Annotated in this window: 19 protein-coding genes and 3 tRNA genes; 6 read left to right on the top strand and 16 right to left on the bottom strand. The window is 48.1% G+C overall.

Annotated elements, in window-relative coordinates; genetic code table 11:
* Nucleotides 1–4: 4 nt before the first annotated feature.
* From AC0VZ8_RS09700 to AC0VZ8_RS09670, 7 genes are all read right to left on the bottom strand, one after another.
* The gene (locus AC0VZ8_RS09700; protein ID WP_475486722.1) at nt 5–3,118 is read right to left on the bottom strand and encodes an alpha-mannosidase; all 3,114 of its coding nucleotides are present in this window, start codon (nt 3,116–3,118) and stop codon (nt 5–7) included.
* 3 nt (nt 3,119–3,121) lie between these two features.
* Nucleotides 3,122–5,419 (bottom strand): glycoside hydrolase family 3 N-terminal domain-containing protein, encoded by a 2,298-nt coding sequence (locus tag AC0VZ8_RS09695; protein ID WP_475486721.1) that lies wholly within the window; start codon nt 5,417–5,419, stop codon nt 3,122–3,124.
* 26 nt (nt 5,420–5,445) lie between these two features.
* A complete protein-coding gene (locus AC0VZ8_RS09690) occupies nt 5,446–6,342 on the bottom strand; it encodes a carbohydrate ABC transporter permease (RefSeq protein ID WP_071223071.1) in 897 nt (298 codons plus the stop codon).
* Between the two features lie 53 nt (nt 6,343–6,395).
* Entirely contained in the window at nt 6,396–7,325 is a 930-nt protein-coding gene (locus tag AC0VZ8_RS09685) for an ABC transporter permease (protein ID WP_175320733.1), read from the bottom strand.
* A gap of 140 nt (nt 7,326–7,465) precedes the next feature.
* Nucleotides 7,466–8,944 (bottom strand): ABC transporter substrate-binding protein, encoded by a 1,479-nt coding sequence (locus AC0VZ8_RS09680; RefSeq protein ID WP_475486720.1) that lies wholly within the window; start codon nt 8,942–8,944, stop codon nt 7,466–7,468.
* A 128-nt stretch (nt 8,945–9,072) separates the two neighbouring features.
* On the bottom strand, nt 9,073–10,584 hold the full coding sequence (locus tag AC0VZ8_RS09675) for a response regulator (protein ID WP_475486719.1): 1,512 nt from the start codon (nt 10,582–10,584) through the stop codon (nt 9,073–9,075).
* The gene (locus tag AC0VZ8_RS09670) at nt 10,577–12,400 is read right to left on the bottom strand and encodes a sensor histidine kinase (protein WP_260064205.1); all 1,824 of its coding nucleotides are present in this window, start codon (nt 12,398–12,400) and stop codon (nt 10,577–10,579) included. Before AC0VZ8_RS09670 ends, AC0VZ8_RS09675 begins: the two co-directional genes overlap by 8 nt.
* A gap of 184 nt (nt 12,401–12,584) precedes the next feature.
* On the opposite strand from AC0VZ8_RS09670, the gene AC0VZ8_RS09665 reads away from it, so the two are divergent.
* Nucleotides 12,585–12,923, top strand: a complete 339-nt coding sequence (locus AC0VZ8_RS09665) for a L,D-transpeptidase (RefSeq protein ID WP_194541700.1) — start codon at nt 12,585–12,587, stop codon at nt 12,921–12,923.
* Between the two features lie 98 nt (nt 12,924–13,021).
* Entirely contained in the window at nt 13,022–14,098 is a 1,077-nt protein-coding gene (locus AC0VZ8_RS09660) for an AI-2E family transporter (RefSeq protein WP_475486718.1), read from the top strand.
* A gap of 99 nt (nt 14,099–14,197) precedes the next feature.
* On the opposite strand, the gene AC0VZ8_RS09655 is transcribed toward AC0VZ8_RS09660, so the two are convergent.
* The 3 genes from AC0VZ8_RS09655 to AC0VZ8_RS09645 form a co-directional block, all read right to left on the bottom strand.
* Nucleotides 14,198–14,593: a hypothetical protein gene (locus AC0VZ8_RS09655; RefSeq protein WP_260064207.1), complete on the bottom strand. Its 396-nt coding sequence runs from the start codon at nt 14,591–14,593 to the stop codon at nt 14,198–14,200.
* A 19-nt stretch (nt 14,594–14,612) separates the two neighbouring features.
* Complete coding sequence (locus AC0VZ8_RS09650; RefSeq protein ID WP_475486717.1) at nt 14,613–15,299, bottom strand: uracil-DNA glycosylase; 687 nt, start codon at nt 15,297–15,299, stop codon at nt 14,613–14,615.
* Nucleotides 15,300–15,504: 205 nt separating this feature from the next.
* Nucleotides 15,505–15,590: transfer RNA gene (locus AC0VZ8_RS09645), tRNA-Leu, on the bottom strand.
* A gap of 364 nt (nt 15,591–15,954) precedes the next feature.
* Between AC0VZ8_RS09645 and AC0VZ8_RS09640 the strand changes: the two genes are divergently transcribed.
* The 3 genes from AC0VZ8_RS09640 (at nt 15,955) to AC0VZ8_RS09630 (ending at nt 18,843) form a co-directional block, all read left to right on the top strand.
* Nucleotides 15,955–16,719, top strand: a complete 765-nt coding sequence (locus AC0VZ8_RS09640) for a polysaccharide deacetylase family protein (protein ID WP_475486716.1) — start codon at nt 15,955–15,957, stop codon at nt 16,717–16,719.
* Between the two features lie 198 nt (nt 16,720–16,917).
* A complete protein-coding gene (locus AC0VZ8_RS09635) occupies nt 16,918–17,517 on the top strand; it encodes a TetR/AcrR family transcriptional regulator (RefSeq protein ID WP_071223024.1) in 600 nt (199 codons plus the stop codon).
* A 120-nt stretch (nt 17,518–17,637) separates the two neighbouring features.
* Entirely contained in the window at nt 17,638–18,843 is a 1,206-nt protein-coding gene (locus tag AC0VZ8_RS09630; RefSeq protein WP_071223023.1) for an MFS transporter, read from the top strand.
* 95 nt (nt 18,844–18,938) lie between these two features.
* Here the strand turns inward: AC0VZ8_RS09630 and AC0VZ8_RS09625 are convergent, their stop codons facing one another.
* Nucleotides 18,939–19,127, bottom strand: a complete 189-nt coding sequence (locus tag AC0VZ8_RS09625) for a hypothetical protein (RefSeq protein WP_071223022.1) — start codon at nt 19,125–19,127, stop codon at nt 18,939–18,941.
* Nucleotides 19,128–19,834: 707 nt separating this feature from the next.
* Complete coding sequence (locus AC0VZ8_RS09620) at nt 19,835–20,155, bottom strand: DUF3139 domain-containing protein (RefSeq protein ID WP_475486715.1); 321 nt, start codon at nt 20,153–20,155, stop codon at nt 19,835–19,837.
* 236 nt (nt 20,156–20,391) lie between these two features.
* Here AC0VZ8_RS09620 and AC0VZ8_RS09615 point away from each other — a divergent pair, with 236 nt between their 5' ends.
* The gene (locus AC0VZ8_RS09615) at nt 20,392–20,595 is read left to right on the top strand and encodes a hypothetical protein (protein WP_071223020.1); all 204 of its coding nucleotides are present in this window, start codon (nt 20,392–20,394) and stop codon (nt 20,593–20,595) included.
* A gap of 484 nt (nt 20,596–21,079) precedes the next feature.
* On the opposite strand, the gene AC0VZ8_RS09610 is transcribed toward AC0VZ8_RS09615, so the two are convergent.
* From AC0VZ8_RS09610 to AC0VZ8_RS09595, 4 genes are all read right to left on the bottom strand, one after another.
* Nucleotides 21,080–21,153: transfer RNA gene (locus AC0VZ8_RS09610), tRNA-Ile, on the bottom strand.
* A 55-nt stretch (nt 21,154–21,208) separates the two neighbouring features.
* Nucleotides 21,209–21,285 (bottom strand) — tRNA-Met (locus AC0VZ8_RS09605).
* Between the two features lie 82 nt (nt 21,286–21,367).
* A complete protein-coding gene (locus AC0VZ8_RS09600) occupies nt 21,368–21,532 on the bottom strand; it encodes a hypothetical protein (protein WP_164817394.1) in 165 nt (54 codons plus the stop codon).
* A gap of 177 nt (nt 21,533–21,709) precedes the next feature.
* The gene (locus AC0VZ8_RS09595) at nt 21,710–21,982 is read right to left on the bottom strand and encodes a WXG100 family type VII secretion target (RefSeq protein WP_071223018.1); all 273 of its coding nucleotides are present in this window, start codon (nt 21,980–21,982) and stop codon (nt 21,710–21,712) included.
* Nucleotides 21,983–22,023 lie beyond the last annotated feature (41 nt).

Below are 22,023 nucleotides of genomic sequence, written 5' to 3'. Positions count from 1 at the left end.
TTGATTAAGTATGATGTGTAGTCAATTTGATGGTTTTGATCTCACACGGCAAGAATTGAAGGACTAACCTTCCTTCCGCAGTATCCAGTAGTTCGAGTTCTTCTTCCAGGGCGTTGGATACATGGACGCTATCATAAGGATAAGGCCAGCTCAGTACTGCTTCGTCTCGCCCTCCCACGGATTCATACATTCGAAGGATATACCCTGAACCGTCTTCTGCTGGTTTAACGGTATCCAGGATCACATGATCGCTCTCGAACGGAATAAACGAATGAACAGCAGCCCGAGGCCCCTTGTTCGAGCTTGCTCTTACGTATGGAAGCTCATGATTGAGCTCGGCAGCTTTGCGGACGATTCCAGCGCTTCTCCAGTCTCCTTCATGCGGGTATAAGGAATATGTGAACTCATGCTCACCCAAGTCTGCCGTGACATCGGGCCACTTCGGTGCGCGCAGCAGGGACAACCGGATGGTGCTATCCTGAATGTCATACCCGTACTTGCAGTCGTTGATGAGGCTGACGCCATATCCATGCTCCGACACATCCGCGAAACGGTGGCCGCAGACTTCATATTGCGCCTGCTCCCAGCTTGTATTGCGATGAGTCGGTCTCTCGATGGTTCCGAACGGAATCTCATAAGTAGCCTTATCGGCAACGACCCCGATCGGGAAGCCGACTTTCAGCAGTTTATGTGATTCATTCCAACTGACAAACGTCTTGAAATCGATCCGCCGGTCGTGATGATAAAAAATCATGTCCTGCATGATCTCCGAGTTATGGATGCGCCAGTGGAAACGCAGCACATCCTGTACCTCACCCGCATGCACCAGCTTCTTCTCGATCAGCTCCGCCTCTCCGGCTAATTGCTCCTCGTAACGGGTATCGATATCCCATGCGTCCCACAGCGTCGGACGGTCATGGAAGAAGTGGAAGCGGTTCGCGGCTTCGCCCGGCTTGACCACTTCCCGATGAGCCTCTTTATCCCACAGGCTCGTGATTTCGCCGCGCTCATTAAAGCTGACCTTATAATGATCCGTTTCCCAGGAATTTGCGAACACTGTAGTAGAATTCTCCGCTACCGCCTGGTTTCCTGCTGGCCGCTTCAACCAAATGGTCTTGTATCCCAAAGCCGGGATGCCTTGAACATGAACATTCAAGCGGTGAGAGGTTTTACCGTTCTCTTCGGTTTGGGCATCGTATTGCAGCAGCGCTCCATCCGAATCATACGGCGCGAGGCCCTGCTCTCCTTCAATCGAAATGACCGCATCTCTGCTCCATCCAAGTCCGTTGAAGATGACATACGGAATGCCTTCCCCTTCAGTATCGGCCTGATCCGCCAATACCTGAAGTCCAAGACGGAGGCTATGATTTCCTTTTTGGAACACCTCTGCGTATTCCTTCTCGGAGGTGACGTAAGACTCCGTAATGGCAGAACCCGGGATAATATCATGAAATTGATTCAGCAAAATCAACTTCCAGCCGTCATGCAGCTCGCTCCTAATCGCCTGCCGCTGCTCGTTGTCCATCGACGAAAATGCCACCGAATTCCAGAGCTCCGCCTCGCGGTACAGAATTTCCGCCTTCCGGTTATGACGCTTGTTCCGCCCATGCGTTGTATAGGTGCCGCGATGAAGCTCAAGATACAAATCCCCGCGCCATTTCGGCAGCTTCGGCTGTGTTTCCTCGATCCCGCGGAAAAACTCGGCAGCCGTACTGTACTTGCTGGCCGGTTGCCCCACCATAAGCCCGGCACGGTCGATATATTCCAACATTTCGCGGGTTACGCCGCCTCCGCCGTCACCATGTCCATACAGCAGCATCTGCTCCGGATGAACGGCTCTTTGGCGGTATGACTGCCAGTGCTCATGAACATCTTTGGGCAGCGTGTTCTCATTCACACCGTGATTGAGATAGGATAACATTGGGGTTCCATCGATCCCGACCCAATGGAACAGGTCGTAAGGGAACACATTCGTATCGTTCCAGCCAAGTTTTGTTGTCATGAAATAACGAATGCCGCCATGCTTCAGGATCTGAGGCAGGGATGCACAGTACCCGAACGTATCCGGCAGCCACTCAATATGAGATGTCAGACCAAACTCTTCTTGATAGAAGCGCTGCCCGTACAGCATTTGGCGCATGAGGGACTCCCCGCTCGGAATGTTCAGGTCCGGTTCGACCCACATCCCGCCGACCAGCTCCCAGCGTCCTTCCTTGATTCTGGCCTTCACTCTCTCGTACAGCTCAGGATCGTGATCCTTCAGGAATTGGTACAGCAAAGGCTGGCTCTGAGCGTACTTAAATTCGGGATATTCATTCATTAGCGCATCCATGGTGGAGAAGGTCCGGCTTGTTTTTCGCACGGTTTCCCTGACCGGCCACAGCCAGGCGATGTCGATATGCGATTGGCCTACCATATGCTCGGTGCCTTCAGCATGGCCGCCAATGGCAGTAACCGCCTGTTTCAGATCATGCTCAATCCCGGTTACCTGAGCGCCATCCCGAATGGCGGCGTCATCCAGGCTGACAAAGCGGTCCATCGCCTGATACAGCGCCTCCATTAAGCGAATTCGCCGCATATCGCTATCCGGCAACAGGATAAGCGAATCGCGGATCACGGTCGCGGTGTACATCAGGCTCTGAACGGGTACGTTCACGTTGACTAGCAAGCTTTGCACCCTAGTAATCGGAGGCTGGATGACAGCCTGCTGATTCAGCGGGTCTACCGGCTCCGGAATCGGATCGTACAACTCGATCTCAAGCTTCATGTTCAAGCCGGTGCGTTTCGGATCAAGCTTGACGAAAGTATGATTGCGGTCCAAGCCCTGATAAGATACTCCGTTTATGCGCAATAATCCCTCGCCCCCGGAGTGGAATACAAGTCCGATCGCTCCATCCACCCATTGGGTGGGCAATTCAAGGTTCCTCCGAAAGAAATAGGTTGTTCCCTGCGTGCTCGGAAACCTGTTGAAGTCATGCCCCTCTGTATAAGGAGCCGTATCCTCATACACGCCCGGAACCATGTATGTGGTTCGGGTAATGTCCCACTCTCTAAGCTCCGTCGACTCGAGCCACTGCCGCTCCGACAGTTCGCGTATAAAGCGTCGAATGCGTTCCATTCCTTAACCCTCCTGTACAGTCAGATCTGCACTCAGCGTATCGTTCACATGTCTGCCAACCATCACACGGAACAAGCCAGGCTCAACCACCTGCTTGTAATCTTGACCGATATATTGAAGCTGTTCCGGTCCGACGGTAAATTCCACCTTGCACTGCTCTCCAGGCTGCAGAGAGATCTTGCGGAAGCCCTTCAGCTCACGGGCCGGTCTTGTATATTTGCTGGCGGCATCGCTCACATACAATTGTACAACCTCGGACCCTTCCCGGTCTCCACTATTTGTAACATTCACAGAGACAACGGCGGATTCGCCTGTTCCGATCACTTCTGGTGTAACTTGAATATCCGAATAACGGAACTCGGTATAGCTAAGCCCGTATCCAAACGGATAACGCGGCTGAGAATCCTCTTCGAGGTAACGCTTACCGCGCGACCGCTTGCCGTTATAGTAAACCGGAAGCTGTCCGACATGCTTCGGTATCGACATCGTCAGCTTGCCGGACGGATTCACATCGCCGAACAAAATGTCCGCTACCGCATGTCCGCCCTCCTGACCCGGATACCATGCTTCCAGGATGGCATCGGCATGCTCGTCGATCCACGGCTCCGCAATCGGCCGGCCGTTGATATACACAACGATCATCCGCTTGCCAAGCTTATGAATCTCCTGGGCCAATTCCAATTGGACGCCGGATAACTGCAGCGTCATCCGGTCGATGCCCTCGCCGCAATCCATGTCGCTTAGAGCGTCGTCCGTGACCTTCAATGCCCCTGTGCGCAAATCGATCGTGCCTTCGCCGAAATCGCGGGCACTGGAACCGCCAAGCACCATGACCACGGTATCGGCCTGATCCGCGCAAGCTAACGCGAAATCAAAACCTTCCCTGGAGTCATCCTTAATGCGACAGCCCGGTGCATACAATACACGATTCGCTTCATCACCCAGTTTTGCGCGGATTCCATCCAGTACGGTGGTCACGCTTGCAGGCGGCTGAGGAGACGTATAATCCCCAAGCTGATTGTAGCCCTGATCGGCGTTAGGTCCAATGACGGCAATCACGCCGCTTTCTTTGGATAACGGCAAGGCCTTGCTTTCATTCTTGAGCAGAACGATGCCTTCCGCAGCAAGCTGTCTGGCTAGATCCACATGATGCTGGCTGCCGATAACCTCCTCGGCTACCTGAGGATCCACGTACGGATTCTCGAATAGTCCGAGCTTGAATTTCAAGATCAATACGCGGCGCACGGCCTCATCCAATACGGCAACCTCAAGCTTGTTTAACTCGATCGCGTTCAGGAGATGCTTGCCAAACATCTCGCCTGACATCTCCATATCGATGCCGGCACGAAGTGCCTGAACAGCGGCATCCATTCCGTCTTCAGCGGTGTCATGGCCGCTGGCCAGCATATCAATGGCCCCGCAGTCGGTGATCACCATGCCGTCAAAGCCCCACTCCTCGCGAAGAATTCCGTCAAGCAGCTCCGTATTAACGGTGCACGGCACGCCGTCAATCTCGTTATAAGCCGGCATAATGGATGCTGCTCCTGCCTCCACGGCTTTCTTGAACGGCAGCATGTCCACTTCCATCAATTCACGTGTTCCCATATGCACGGGTCCCGCATTTCTCCCGCCCTCGGAACTGCCATAACCTACAAAATGCTTCAACGTCGCCGCAACACTGCTCGGGCTGTCCAATGAATCACCTTGAAGGCCTTCTACCGATGCGACCGCATATTCGCTGATTAGGTATGGATCTTCGCCGAAGCATTCCTCGGTACGGCCCCATCTTGGGTCGCGCACGACGTCTAGGACCGGGGAATAAGTGACGGCACCGCCTTGGCTGCGCGTTTCGAGCGCCACGGCACGGCACATATCCCGGTACAAATCCACGTTCCATGTGCTCCCGATGGACAGCGGCACCGGAAAGACCGTGCCGCCGATAGCCATATGCCCATGCGAGCATTCCTCCCCGATCAGGATCGGGATGCCCAGACGCGATTCCTCAATGGCGTAGCGCTGGATGTAGTTGACGGCTTCTGCTCCTTCACGCGGAGAAAGACCGGTCTCAAGTGTTACACCGGTCCATGGATCGGCGCGAAGGGTCCCGTAAAGGGATCCGACGCCGCCATTTTTCACTTGCTCTTTAAATGAATCCGTTAATGAAATCCGGCCTTCATTTACTTCATAGGTCTTCCAGCCGAACGGCTGGATCAGCTGCCCAACCTTTTCCTTCAGGTTCATCAGGCCAAGAAGATGTTCAACTCTTTCCGTAATGGGTTTACTGGAATCTTTATAAGTCATCTCATACCCTCCGGTACATGAAGAATTTATTCTTTAACCGCGCCGATGGTCAGACCTTGAATGAAATAGCGCTGGAAGAACGGATAAGCCAGAATAATCGGCCCCGTTGCCAGAACGACCATCGCCATCCGCGACGTATCCTGCGGCATGCTCTGCAGAGCGGCCATGCTAAGGGATGAATTCTGAGAGTTCTGCAGGATGAACTGCATGCTGGTCTCAATCCGCATGAGCATGGATTGCAGCGGAACCAGGTTCGGATCATCAATGTAGAGCAATGCGTTGAACCAGTCGTTCCAATATCCCAGGGTGCTGAATAACCCGATGGTTGCCAGACCCGGCAGGGATAGCGGCAATACCAGCTTGTAGAAAATTTTAAACTCGCTTGCACCGTCGATTTTACCGGATTCAATGATGGCATCCGGAACGCTGGTGCTGTAGAACGTTCGAAGAATCATAATATAGAAGGCGTTGAGCGCCAATGGCAGGATCAATGCCCAGATGGAATCTTTCAGACCGAGCAATTGCGTGGCAACGATATAAGTCGGTACCAGCCCCCCGTTAAACAGCATCGTGAAAAATGCAAAGAACGCGAAGAAATTCCGATATCTGAAACCCTTGCGAGAGATTGCATAGGCATATAACGAGATGATAAACAAACTGATCAACGTTCCCACTACCGTTACAAAGATCGTAACACCATAAGAACGAAGCAGCGTATCGCCTGTCTGGAATACGTATTTGTAAGCTTCAAGACTCCATTTCTCCGGCCAGATTTGGTAACCGTTGCGGGCCAGTGAGCCTTCATCTGTAAATGAAATGATCATGACGAACAGGAATGGAAATACACATAAGAACGAGAAAATACCGGCAATCAGGTTGAATACGACATTCCACCCGGATGAAAGCTGATGGAAATCTTTCATCTTGCTTTTAGATTTGAACACATCACATACCCCCTTCTTGGTAGATTGATCGATTAGAACAATGCATTATCCTTGTCATATTTACGAACGATATAGTTCGATACCATGACCAGAATAAATCCGACTACCGACTGGTACAGACCCGCAGCGGTACTCATTCCGATCTCGCCCGTTGTCTTCAGACCACGATATACATAGGTATCAATGACGTTCGTTACGGAATACAAGGTTCCCGAATCCCTTGGCACTTGATAGAAGAGACCAAAGTCAGCGTAGAAGATTTTACCGATCGCAAGAAGAGTCAAAATGGTCATCAGCGGTTTGAGCATCGGAAGCGTAATGGCTTTAATCTGCTGCCATTTGTTTGCTCCATCAATCATGGCCGCTTCGTACAAGGATTTGTCGATCCCCATAATCGCCGCCAGATAAACGACGCTGTTATAACCAACGGATTTCCACAAACTGATTAACGTCAGGAATATCGGCCAATACTTGGCCTCGGAATACCATTGAACCGGCTCCATGCCAAACCAGCCCAGAATCTGGTTCAACATCCCTTTATCCATGCTCAGGAAACTGAATGCGAAGTAACCTACGATAACCCAGGACAGGAAGTACGGCAGGAACATACCGGTTTGATAGACTTTCGCCAATTTCTTGTTCACGATTTCAGACAATACGATAGCCAGTGCTACGGATAGAATGAGACCTAGAATAATGAACACGAAATTATATAGAACGGTGTTGCGCGTAATGATGTAAGCATCGTTGGTACTGAACAGGAACTTAAAGTTCTGGAATCCTACCCATTCACTATTAACGATACTTGCCCAGAACCCGTCACGGCTAAAGCGGTATTCCTTAAATGCAATAATGGTCCCGAACATGGGCAAATATGAGAATAAGAGAAACCATAGGGTCCCCGGCAAAACCATGAACAGCATGGCCTTATTCGTCATAATATTTTTGAAAAACTGTCCGATCGCTCTCACGCTTACCCCTCCTCGTGATGTGCATGAAATGAACAAAAGAAGGGCGGGTGAACATCCGCCGCCCCGTCCTTGTTCATGCTGCAGCGGTACTGCTGTCCCTTAGGACAGGCAGGCCGCTTCATGCATTGTTATTACTTGCTTGCTTTCCAATCATCAATTTGGCTTTGTGCTTCAGCGATGATCTTGTCCAGACCAGCAGCTTTCAGCTTTTCATTCGCTTTTGGCAGGAACTCCTCAGGATTCACGGTACCTGTCATCAGCGGCGCCCAGAACTCTTCTTTTACGTTGTTGACTGCTGCGAGCTCTGTGGATACTTTGGTTGGATCGAAGTTGAAACCGAGAAGCGGAGCAGGCTGGCCGGACTCGTTAAACTTCTTGAACTCTTCCCATTTGTTCTCAGGATCCTCTGGATTCAAGTAAGTCAGCATGACATTACCAAGCGAAAAGGTAGGCATGTCGTAGTTTTTCGATTCTGGCAAGTTTTCCATTACGTTCTCGCTAAGCTTTTTGTAGTGCACGCCTTCGATACCGGAGTCAACCAGGTTGCGAAGATATACGTCAGTGTTCAGGAGATTCAAGAACTCCATAGCTTTCTCAGGGTATTTCGAGTTAGCAGAAATCGCTTGCATCGAACCCATTACCGACCAGTTGAAGATCGTTGCGTCGCCAGCCGGAGTGGATACAACCGGATAGCCGTAGCTTTGGCTCCACAGATTGTCTGCGAACGGCTGCGTTGCCGCACGGTCCGTGAACCAGTTGCCGGATGTCATCAAATCTTGCGTCGAAGTTGTTGTCGCTGCTTCTGGGGAAATGTATCCCGCTTTGTAGTACTTGTTCATCAATTTCAGCATGTCCATCGTTTCCGGCATTTCGAGGAAGTTCACAACTTTCAGCTCTTCCTTATCATCCAGGTAAACGGCCATTGGCATTTTTTCGATGATGTAGTCAAATGGAAGCAACGGACCGAAGTCTTTGCTGATAGCCAAAGGAACGACATTCGGTTCTTTTTCCTTAATCGTTTTCAGCAATGGCTCCAAACTTTCCATCGATTTCACGTTCGAAATATCGAGGTTGTATTTATCAAGCAGCGTTTTGTTAAAGCGCCATGCTTCTTGAGCAGGAAGCTCTTTGTTTGCCGGAATTGCATAGTTGTGACCGTCAACCTTGGAACCTTCCAGGAACGCAGGGTCAATCGCGTCTTTAATGCCTTTTCCGTGGCTTTCAATCAGCTCGTCCAATTCCATGAATGCGCCTTTACGTGCATTTTGCACATAGTCAAACGCCCATGAGCTGGTAAACAGGATATCCATCGGTTCGCCGGAAGCTGCCATAACTTGCATCTTCTGGTTGTAATCACCGAAGTCGATCATTTTCATGTCAACGGTTACACCAATCTTCTCAGCAGTGTATTTATTGATTTCTTCTTCAACCTTGTCGACATCCTTTTGAGGTGTTCCGATAGTGTACCAGATCAGCTCAACCGGTTTCTCGGCAGTTCCCCCACCGTTTCCTGCACTCTCTTCTTTGTTGCCTCCGCATGCCGACAACAGCATGGATGCAGACAATAGCAGCGTTAGCGGCAGGAGCCATTTCTTTTTCGATTTACTCATGTTTATCCTCCCTTTTGAATCCTTTGTGTCTCTACACTTATAAGGTTATCCCATGAAAGCAGTTTCACATAGGCGAAAAATTAAAGGTATTATGGTGAAAATAAAGAAAAAAACTCTGATTAAATTAATCAGAGCATTCCTCGAAAATCCCTCGGCGATACGCCGACGAATTTTTTGAACTGTTTATAGAAATAACCGGTTTCCCAATAACCTACATTTTTTGCGATATCCTGCACTTTCGTCGAAGTGTTTCGGAGCAGCTCCTTCGCTCGTTCAATCCGGTATCGGTTTATATACTCCGTAAAGTTCTCTCCTGTCTCTTTATGGAACAGGTGCCCCAGGTAGACCGGATGAATATGATATTGGGCGCCTAACACCTTCAGTGACAAATCCTCGTTATAATGATGCTGGATATGATGCAGAATCTGCTGGATGACAGGGCTCTTCACGTCATTGTTGAGCGAATCGACCAGCCCGCCAACCCCTTCCTTCACGGCCGTAATCAGATCGTCGATCGATACGGAATCCATAATATCGGTCATTGTATTTTTCACAAAATCAGGGGCTGCCGTGTATTGGATATCGTTCAGCTCCAGCTTCAGGCGAATGACCATCTCGACCGCGATGCTCTTGAGTGTCGTCGGGATCATCCCCTGCGTATGACGAAGCCGATCAAAATCACTGTCAATCAAATCAAACAGCACCTGCTTGTCCCTTCCGGCGATGCCTTTGGCATATTCGGGCCACTGTACGGAATAGGATTCCGCCGCTTCTCCCTTCTTGGCTTGAACATCCACATAATCCACGTAGGAGGGCTGCTCCAGAACGAGATAGTATTCCTGTGCCTCCTTGGCGTGAAGATAACTGTCCTTATAATTACCGCCGAGGCTTTCCACGCTGCCAAGCGAGATGGACAACTCTTCTTCATAGCAATACTCGCGCACCTGCTGCAGGAGCCGGATAGCTCTCGCTTTTTCCGTGTCCGGGTCTTTCATCATAAAAATCACCACATGATCGCCGTCGTTGTCCCGGAAATACAGAACACCCGGCTCCTGATCCATTAATTGATACAGACAGCTCTCCAGCGGCGTGAAATCCGCTCTCAGGATAGACGCCATGACGTAAGGCAAATTCAGATTCAGCCCCAGAAGGGTCGCCCGTTCTTCCAGCTCCTCCGGCTCAATCCGGTCCGTGATCCAGCGATACAGGATATTGCTTCGCAATATGTTAATGTCGTATTCGTCCAGTCTCATTTCCCTTCTGGATTTGTTCATTTTATCCGTTGTGCTGGCAATCGTTTCCTCCAGTTCCTTCAGATTGATCGGCTTGAGCAAATAATTCTCGATCCCCAGACGCATGCCTTCCTTCAAATAAGCAAAATCGTCGAAACCGCTCAGGATGATCACCTTCAGATTACGGTTTAATTTACGCGCGCCTTCAATCAATTCAAGTCCCGTCATGACAGGCATCGATATATCCGTAATGAGAATATCAACCGGAATGACCGCCATCTTCTCCAGTGCCTTGCGCCCATTCTCCGCATGACCGACCACCTCGATGCCATACTTCGACCAATCCACGACGTCATATAATCCCTCTATAATGAACGGCTCATCGTCCACGATAAACACTTTATACATCGTTATTCAGCTTCCCTTCTGCCACCGGAAATTTGACTGTCACCGTCGTACCGTTACCCGGCTCACTCTGGATGTCCATTCCGTACGAACTTCCAAACGTCAGCTTTAACCGCTCATTCACACTCCGCAGACCAAACGACTCTTCACTCGACTCGGCCATCTCCAGCCGGGATTTGATCTCCTCAAGCTGCTCCGGCTCGATCCCTTTCCCGTTATCCTTGATCTCGATCACGACATCCCCATCCTGCTGCGTCGCGTTTATCGTCAGCCAGTTATCATCCTGGTCGCTGCGCAGCCCATGAACGATGTAATTCTCAATCAGCGGCTGCAGTGACATTTTCATCATCGGCACATGCTTGATTTGTTCCTCACAGTGCATTTTGTAAATATACTTGTCCTTATAGCGAATGCGAAACAGTTCCAGATAGAGCCTGCACGCCTCCAGCTCATCCTTCAGCGTATAGTGGGACTTGTGCTGAACGATATTCTTGAACAGCATCGATAAGCTGTAGATCATATCGCCAACATCCTGCGCCCCTTGCGAGAGAGCCCTCATTCGAATCACTTCGAGCGTATTATAAAGAAAATGCGGATTAATTCTGGCTTGCAATGCAGACAGCTCCGCGTTCTTTTGGTTGATTTCCGCCTTATATACCTTGTCGATATACCGGGAAAGCTCGTCCAGCATTTCATTAAAGCTGCCCGCAATTTGCCCCAGCTGATCATCCTTGGTATCCTGCATCCGGGCCACGAACTCTCCCTTCTCAACCTTGCGCATAAAACGGATAATGTTATCTGTCCGCTTGGAGTAATTCACGATCATCAGCGAAGGAATGGACACAGCAATCACGATGCACAGCAGGGCGGCAATCATGATGGTGCTCTGCACGCCATGGAAAGATTCAGCGATCTCACGTTTAGGCGTAATGCCAACCACCGTATAACCTGCCTGATTGTGCGCTGCCGTTGTAATATACGATTCTTCATCGAGGTTCACGGTTTCCTTGGAATTCAGCAGCCGGTCTGCATACGGATATTTCTCGCCGTAATATTTGCCTGAGGAATCAAACATCACGCGGCCGTCGCCGGATAAAACCATTACGGATCCCTTCAATGGATCTTTGCCACTGTTCAGGACGGCATCCAGTGCTTCCGTTCGATATAAAATAACCAGCTGCCCCAGATTCTTGTAGGTGGTCATATCATTAATCGGGCTCCGGATCGAGAATAACGGTAAGGTCACGTCTCCGGCCAGCTTACGCACCCACAGATTCGGCAATGTGACACTCTGGCTTTCGAGGGCCATCACGTCGGGGATGTAAGAATGCGTCGCATTCGCCTGATAGAGCCTTGTCATGCTGCCCTGCTTGTAAACATACACATACTGCTTCTCGGCACTGTACAGCATAATATTCTCGATATCCGGATCATCGTCCAGCCTCTGCTTAAAGTAAGCGACCACGCTGTCTGAATTGGACTGCCCTCCGCCCGCAATCCGGTTCATTCGCTTCGCCATGTACTCATTAAACGAGTTCATAAGGAAATAGGAAGTGTCAATGCCTAGAGAGGTGTTGCGATACAGCTCATTCACATAGGACTGCGCATTCACATATTTTTGATTCACATGCCGTTCCACCCGCTCAACCGCGCTTCGCTGAATGTCCAATTCACTGCGAACGGCCGATTGAAACAAGAAATAATACATGAGAAAAGATAAAGTGACAATGGTAACCACCGCAATCAGGGAGATTAACAGCAGCATCTTGGTAAACATATTATTTTTGATATATTTTTGATAAAACCTAGCAGGAGACATCGGTTTCCCCTTCCTGATGCAAACGTTGTTACTGCGCAACATATTAAATATAACATCGGCAGACCGTCACCATTGGATGAAATTTCTACCAAGTTATGAAGGTGTAATTTGCCTATTTTAGGTCATTTTAGGGGCCAGTGTTCCCCCTGGTTCATAGCATGAATCAGGAAGGAGAGGGTTTACAATGCCCCAATACCGAATTATTGTCGATTTATCCGATTATCAGCTGCACCTGCTGGACGGCAACATCGTGGTACGTACATTCCCGGTTGCCATCGGCAAAATGGCTACACAGACGCCGCCAGGCAATTACACCATCATCAACAAGCAGCCAAATCCCGGGGGACCGTTCGGAGCCTATTGGTTAGGGTTGTCCAAACCCCATTACGGCATCCATGGCACGAACGACCCTTCATCCATCGGGCGCTCCGTTTCCCTTGGATGTATTCGGATGTACAACGAGGATGTGACGGAGCTGGCTTCCCTCGTGCCCATCCATACCCGGGTCACCATACGAAACTGATAACATAAACTGGTGATTTCAAATCCCTCCAAATTGGTTAAATACAAATGTTACATAGTACCTATGTATTTACTAATCGTTGTATGGAGGGATTGCCCATGATGCAGAGCAAATATTTCAGGACATGCTTTGGCATAATCGCACTGCTCTTGATCATTTATCTCGGTTCCGAAATCAGCTTTTTGTTCCGGCCAATCGTCTCCATGTTCAATATGCTGATCGTTCCCGTCGCGATGGCCGGCTTCTTCTATTATCTGCTCAGGCCGATCGTGGACTACCTGGAGCGGCGGAAAATCAAACGATCCATTGGCGTTCTGATGCTGTATTTCGTGTTTGCCGGTCTCTGCGCCATCTTCGGCATTGTGGTGTGGCCGACACTGCGCGAACAGATCGAAAATTTTATCAGCAATACTCCCTTTCTGGTAGAGGGCGTGCAGGAACAGATTGACCAGCTGCAGCAGAATCAATTCTGGTCACGCTATATACCGACGGAATCCGAGCTGTCCACCTCACTGACGGAGTATATGAATCGGATCATTACCTGGATCAGCAACTCCATCAACAACCTGATTACCGTTGTATCGAGCGTTGTCGTTATTATTGCTACGATTCCGATCATTCTGTACTACATGCTGAAGGAAGGCGGCAAGCTTCCGCCCAGGCTGCTCAGTGTCCTGCCAAGACGATACCGCCGCGATGGCCAGGAGGTGCTGGGTGAGATCGATACGGCACTCAGCAATTTTATTATCGGCAAAGTGATCCTGAATCTTATACTTAGCATTATGATTTATATCGGATTTCTGATCATCGGGCTGCCCTATTCTTTGCTCTTGACGGTCATTTCCTTTTTCTTGAATTTCATCCCGTATATCGGAGCGCTGCTGGCGACCATTCCTGCCGTCATTATCGGATTTATCGAATCTCCTTCCATTGCGATATGGTCCGTTGTCGTTATTGTCATCGCACAGCAGATCCAAGATAATATTCTGACACCGGTCATCTACGGGAAACAGCTTGATATTCACCCGTTGACCACGATTGCCCTCATCCTTGTAGGCGGCGATTTCTTCGGTCTGCTGGGCATCCTGCTCGCCATTCCGGCTTACATGATCATCAAAATAATCGTGATACGGATTTACGAACTGTTCCTTGCCGAAAAAGTAGAAGACGCATAATGAACTCGGATGACTGGAGATACACTTTTCCATTTGCACAAAAAAAGACGTCCCCGCCAACTTCACGATGGCTGCTGGGGACATCCTTTATTTAAAGAATCACGCATTGCCGCGCAGGGATCGAACCACAAAATAATGCTCGTCCTTGCGCAATATCATGCCATTTGACAGGGTAACGGTATCCTCATCGTGAGAAGTCAGGATGGCCTGTGGTGACACCAGTCGATTGCCCCTCCATATCATGACGGAAGATCCAAAATAGACGGCGTTATCGAATTGAATGGTATGGTTCACGACATAACCGATGGAGTTCAAGGCCGGGTATGCGTTTCTCGGCATAATTCTATGAATGGCACGAAACGGTATAACAAGCTCACCCGGGCCAAGAATCACTTTTTCCTGAACGGGGTCCCATCCTTTCAACACACCTTCAACCGTGCTTTTTGCCCCGTCTAAACGCTGAATGACAACATGACGACCAATCCAATGTTTCATGAAGGTCACCTCTCGCGGATTATTCATCTCCATCGCCCGGCGTGCTCGGGATGTCCCAATTCACCGGATCCATACCCTTTTGCATTAAAAAAGCATTAGATGCTGAAAATGGACGACTACCGAAGAATCCTTTATGCGCTGCAAACGGACTCGGATGACTGGACTCAAGCACCTTATGCCGGCTTCGGTCTATGAAGGAACCTTTCTTCTGTGCGTAACTTCCCCAAAATATAAAAACCATTGGCTGATCGCGTTCATTCAGTTTCGTAATGACCGTATCGGTGAATTTCTCCCACCCGATCCCTTTGTGTGAGTTCGGCTCGCCCTCGCGAACCGTAAGCACTGCGTTAAGCAGCAGTACCCCCTGATCCGCCCACGATTGCAAGGAACCGTGATTGGGAATCGAGATTCCCAGATCCGAAGCAAGCTCCTTATGTATATTTCGTAAAGATGGAGGAATCGTAACCCCGGGCGAGACGGAAAAGCTCAGCCCCTGCGCCTGCCCACGACCGTGATATGGGTCTTGTCCCAAAATAACGACTTTCGTCGATTGGTACGATGTTTGCTGAAGAGCCCGAAATATATCTTCCTTGGGGGGATACACCGTGCAGTGCCGGTATTCCTCGTCCACCCGTTCCATCAACGCTTGAAAATAAGGCTTATCCATTTCTCCCTGCAGAATAAGGTCCCAATCATTGTTAAACATCCGCATGTCTCCTCTCTCCTCCTCACACAGGCCAGCATGGAATCATAAAAGAATGCGATTTCTATAATCGGAACACCAACTTCTTCCGTTCAATTTGAATCAAATAACAACACGCATCATGAGTTGACCTTGTGTCGATTTAAAAAATAAGCCGGCACCCATACGGGGGCCGACTTATTTTGCATCTTACCAGACGCTGTTATAATGCCGAGGACGGGGGTCGAACCCGTACGGTAGTCACCTACCGCAGGATTTTAAGTCCTGTGCGTCTGCCAATTCCGCCACCCCGGCATATTTATCCGCGCATGTTCCTAGCGTCGTTCACGTTCACTTACATAACCGAAGGTACGCGTGGAATTCGCAATATTTTGCGATCTCATTCCGATATCTAGGTGTGCACATTTCGTCTTAGCGACAAAATTGATAATACCATGTCCAACCATATGATGTCAATATATGAAACTCATAATTTTTCGCATCACCCTATCCAAAGCCTCATTCTCGATAGCTTCAAGCCTTCGCTCTAACTCATCCGTTCGAATCCTTCCGTTTTCCGTAAAGAATAATTTTACCGTAATCACCAAATGATAAATATGCTTGCACTGTCATGTCATATGCGAAGACTAGAACAACAGAGAAAAGGAAACCGCTCACCATGAAAAAACTCTCAACCGTCATATGGATCGCTCTCTCCATCTCCCTTTGCCATCAACATGTTGTCAACGCCAACCATGCGCCATCCGCTTCCAAGGGCAGGGGTTATTATGAGGAACGAGGCGAAATAGTATGGGAAGTCCCCACTCACAATAAAGTAATTGCTCTTACCTTTGACGATGGACCGGACGCGCAGAACACCGTTCAAATTCTGGATCTGCTAAAGCAATATGACGCAAAAGCCACCTTCTTCGTTGTTGGCAGCCGGGTGGAGAAGCACCCCGAGATCGTAGCGCGGGAACTGCAAGAAGGACATGAAATCGGCAATCACTCTTACTCCCATCCTCCTTTTCACAATATTAATGTCAGCAAGTTAACAAGTGAGTTAAACCAGACGCAAGATGCGATCTTTCAGGCAACCGGCATTCGAACCGTCCTGTTTCGTCCACCGGGAGGCAGCTATAATGAAGCAATTGTCCGCACGAGCAAGGATTTCGGTATGCTGACCGTATTATGGTCATGGCATCAGGATACACTCGACTGGCGAAAGCCCGGCGTTAACCGGATTGTTAAAAAAGTGCTGGATAATGCCCATAATGGAGACATCGTACTGATGCACGACTTTGTGCCAAGCAGTACACAGACGGTAGAGGCTCTCAAAGTGATTTTACCGGAGCTGCAAAAGAGAGGCTACGAGTTTGTGACCGTTTCGGAGCTGCTCTCCTATCACGAGAAAACGCGTAAGTTCATTGAAGTAAACCATTAATCGAATGGATGACCTACAACGTTCTAGAATAACCGCTGCCTTCTGATGGTAACGGTTATTTTTTCAAAGTCGGTTGGATCGGAAAAACACAGAGTCTAATTTCCTCTTGAATATATCAATTCCATTTGATAAGATACAGAACGAACGTTCAGTATACAAAGTTCGAATAGCTTTCAAGGGTTATAAGGGGGTGCATGCGTGAATAAAAAACAACAACAAACCGAAGATACCAAGCGACGAATAGCCGAAGCCGCCAAGGCTCTTTTTATGCAGAAGGGTTACAAATCAACGTCAATAGAGGAAATCGTTGAAGCCACGGGCAGCAGCAAAGGGAATATCTATTATCATTTCAAGAGCAAGGAAGGGCTGTTTCTGTATCTGGTTGAGGAATGGGACCTCGAGTGGGAACAGAAATGGAACAGCAAAGAGCAGCATTACACCACCACCGTTGACAAGCTGTATGGAATAGCCGATCAATTGGTGTTTGATGATCTGAACCACCCCTTCTCTAAGGCGCTTGATGAATTTATAAACAGCAATGGAGATGTTAGCGAAGAAGTAGAACAAAGAGTCGTCCGGATTATTAGGAGCCATTTGGAATTCAATCAGAAATTGCTGCAGCAAGGGATGGATCGCGGGGAGTTTGAGAATCATAATGTGGAGCAACTGTCCGTTATCTTTGAGAGCCTCATTGTTGGCTTAAGCCAGATGTCGCGTATAACGAAGGTGGAAAATGCGCTTGCCCTTTATCATGCCGCCATCAAAGTATTTCTGCATGGCATTGAAAAGAAATCATAAAAAATAAATACTTTTTTTCATACACTATCACAAACCGAACGTTCAGTATATAAGTAACCGAATTACAAACATTTTCATTATGTCTTTATTAAATCGTCTTTTATTTTTGGAGGAATCATCATGTCATTACTCATGCGAAACAATGGAGCCATTCTGCTCCTCATGTTCAATATATTTCTAGTCTTCACCGGGATCGGGCTTGTCATACCTATTATGCCAACCTATATGACGGAACTGCATATCAGCGGCAGCACGGTAGGTATGCTCGTTGCCGCATTTTCATTAACACAGCTGTTATTCTCCCCACTTGCGGGAAGATTGTCCGACACCATGGGTCGTAAAAAAATCATCATCACCGGCATGATGGTTTTCGCCGTATCGGAATGGTTGTTCGGAGCTGCCAGCACACCGCCGCTCCTGTTTGCCTCAAGAATGCTGGGCGGTATCGGCGCTGCACTCATTATGCCCGCTGTTATGGCCTACACGGCTGACGTGACTTCGAATGAGGAACGCGCCAGAGGCATGGGGTTCATTAATGCTGCGATTACGACAGGCTTCATCATCGGACCGGGCATCGGAGGATTTATCGCCGAGTTTGGCATTCGCGTTCCTTTCTACGCCGCGGCCGTTGCGGGAGGTATTGCCGCGCTGGTAACGCTGCTGCTGCTTCCGGAATCATCCGCCAAGCAGGAAGCACCTACCGTGCTGGGACGGAAGAAGGAGAGCCTGGCCGTTCAGCTGGTGCGTTCTTTCAAGGAACCTTACTTCCTAAGTTTGATCATTGTATTTGTGCTCTCGTTCGGGCTTGCCAATTACGAAACGGTGTTCGGCCTGTTTGTGGATCATAAATTCGGGTTCACCCCTAAAGATATTGCCATGATCATCACGTTTGGATCGATTGCGGGTGCCGTCGTCCAAGCGACGATATTCGGTTGGATCCTCAACCGCTTTGGTGAGAAAAGAGTCATTACGCTCAGTTTGCTTACCGCGGGAATCTGTATTCTGTTAACCCTGTTCGTGCATAAATACTGGCTCATATTCCTTGTAACCTTCTTGGTATTCCTGTCGATCGACATCTTGCGTCCCGCTATCGGTACGCAAATGTCTAAGCTGGCGAAGGATCAGCAAGGCTACGTGGCCGGCCTGAACTCGGCATACACCAGTCTGGGAAATATTGCGGGGCCGCTGGTGGCAGGATATCTGTTTGATTTGGACATCAACTTTCCTTATATCTCCGCGTCCATCGTTCTCATCCTCTGCTTCTTCCTGGCCATGCGTGCAGGCAGAGCCTGGACCGCTACAGAGGCCGTCATGAATGAACGGTGACGAAAGGTAACGACTTCCTGACCGTTTACAGCTAATCATTGAACAAGACCCCGCCGGAAGCTTCTGGCGGGGTCCTGTTTTTGATTATGTATTTTTTAATAGGCCACCAGGACAATCATCGCCAATAAAGCCACCAGGGCAAACAATAGAGACCATCCCAATTCAAACCGTCTTTTTTCTTTATATGCCTTGAAAGCCTTCCTTGATTCAAATACAAATACGATCACCAAGAAGGCTAGCAACACCGGAAGTCCCCAGGACTGATTTAATACCCACTCTGACACCTTCATCCCCCACCCTATATGCTAAAATGAGCTGCATCCACAGCAGCAGCCGTATAAATAAGTGTGTCCCCCTACGACTCCATTAAAATGTACCGTAAGTCGCCCCCGATTACAAATCTCGCTTGGTCGAATCATCAATCTCCCGGAGATTTTGTCTATCACAAAGAAAACGGTGCATATATAAGAACAATTGATATGATGGACAACGAGAACATGAGGACCATGCACGGGGAGCTTTTAGAGAAGCACCCGTCTGTAGAAATAAGGGTGTGGTAGTCCTGGATCTTGTTCCATTGGGTGTTGAATATTTGGTATAATCCTTCCGAGGTGAAAATGATGAACGGAAAGAAGTTTGTTATTATCATGGTTCTTATTTTGCTGATAATTGGCGCTTGTTCTTTAGTCCTAGCGCAAGTCTTGAATTCAATCGGGCGCCCAGATTTATAGAAATCTGATAGACTGGAAAATAATACATTGAAAGGGCGGAATCATTGAGGATATTTTTGATTATATTGGTCTTACGGCCCCACTATAAACCAGAACGCCAAAAAGAACCCCCTCTGCCTAAAGCCAGCAGGGTTCTTTCCCACGTTAACTCTCATAAGTAAGTGAAGACAAGTAAAGTTCAACAGGGAGAAGCATCACTCAATTCGAGTATAGCCTCTAAATGATGATTTATACATTTTTCAAAACAGCAAAATTTTCATCTAGTCACGCTGACCAGATAATCTTATTGGCTTTTTAGGATCAAGTTGGCGCCATATGGGTTTATCAGCATTTCCATCTGTAAAGATATAATCTGTATTTGGATCATCTGCAAACCTAACATAAACGGGATATGTAGGCATTTTACTAAGTTTTGCTTTAATACTGATAATGTCTGAATCAGAGTATCCCTCAACATTAATAAGATGATTTCTCAAACTTCTTTCGAGAGAATTGTATTTCACTTGAAGGTAAGTATAAAAAACACCGACAATAATCAGCACAAGTAACAGAAAAACAATCAAAATCTTTTTCTGTTTCATAAATAGATAGTCCCTCCAATCTAGTTGATAATGGTCCTGTATGTTTTTAATACAGATAGTCGCTCTCTTGTAACGGGTGAGGACAAACTTTTGAATATTTGAATCCGACAATCCGGGGGCGGTTGAATTTTGAAAATGGACAACGTCAGGGATGTTTCGGACGATATTTAATAAAATATAAAGACAGTTGTTCTACTGCTTGAAGTTTAATTGTCTTAAATAAGAGGTGACTACTGATGAAAAAAGCAATACTTCGATGGGTTATTGTTCTTTCGGCTTTATACTGTATGGGGCATATCTTATTTGATTTCAAAGAAACACATTTAATGCGGATTTTTACTGGTGCAGTTGAAATATCTTTCTTTGGGAGCATTCTTCTCTATATAAATTTGAAAACGAAAGAGGGAAAAAGCAATCATTCAACGGCGCCAAAGAAATGACCCTTATATGTGCTATTCTTGGATTTGGAGATAGAGCAGGGATCAACTCATCAATAAGTTCATTCAAAGAAGGTGTTCTAACAGAGGAATCTTCCTCCGCAGCAAAATGAGCTCTCGTGGATGTTTTTAATATCTGTTTTATTGAATTATACTGATCGGTGTCTATTTCTTTAAGATGCGTAAATCACGCTACACAACAAAAGAGGTGAGCCTTTGAAGCTTATTTCAAAATTGTATTCAGAATATTGACATTTGCTGATCTCCGAGGAATACGTTGAGTTCTTCCCTTTGGTTGTTACTTAGGAACACCAAATTTCGGTAACGCTGCTTTAAGTGGAAACGTCATTTTAATCTCTGGATCCTGTGGATAAATAGCTGCCGTTAGCAAATCAAAGTTTCCTACTTCTTCACCATCGTTTTTGTCGGAACTAAACAGCCCTATAAACAGCAAAAAACCCTTGCATCGCAAGGGTTTTCGATAAAGTGGGCCCTGAGGGACTCGAACCCCCGACCAGTCGGTTATGAGCCGACCGCTCTAACCAACTGAGCTAAGGGCCCTGAACATACATGTGCACATAAACATAAGGACGTCATACATACATCGTTTAAAAATTGGTTGCGGGGGCAGGATTTGAACCTGCGGCCTTCGGGTTATGAGCCCGACGAGCTACCGAACTGCTCCACCCCGCGTCAATGCTGTATCAAACAGCGACAAGAATAAATATACACCATAACCCTACATCAAGTCAAGTACTGTTTTAATGGAATTTCCTCAAGGCATAAACCGCACGCCATAACGGCCCTTTTTGGAACGGTAAACCTCCACCATCCGCGGATCATGATACCCGAACAGCCAGCCATCCTGCTCCAAACGTTTCGCAAAGCACCCTGCCTGAAATTTGCTTGTATACAGCTTTCCATAATATACCCAATTCATCCTATGCGACTCCTTACCCGAATGATAATGTAATGCTGTCATATTATGTCCATTCTTCCACAAAAAAAACACAGATCAATAAACTTCTTCACGATCTCCCCATAAAAAAACAATCAGCCATACCCTTACCACATCGTGATACGGATACAATTGATTGTCACCTTAGGTAAACCGCGCCTATTGGCCGTCAGCCTCCGCAAATCGGGCGGCAATGCTCATAAGCTCCTGCTCCATCGAATTCATCATCTGGATGAAATTCATCAGCTGCGCCTTCGTCTCCTCGGCCTCCGTACGAAACCGCTGCTGGGAAACGCCCTCCCATTCGGCATTCAACGTTTCAATGACCTGGGACAATCGGGCGACCAATTCTCCGCCGTAGTCACTCCCGCTACGAATGTCTGCCGCAGCCCGGCGCAGCTCCTCGGGGGATACCTCTATGCGTCCTGACATGGATCTACCTCACTCCTCCCTTTATAGATATCTTCTCGTTT

Source organism: Paenibacillus sp. QJM3NY_38 (genome assembly GCF_056173265.1).
Note: the sequence above shows the minus strand (reverse complement) of the source record. Positions and strands in the feature narration are given on the sequence as shown.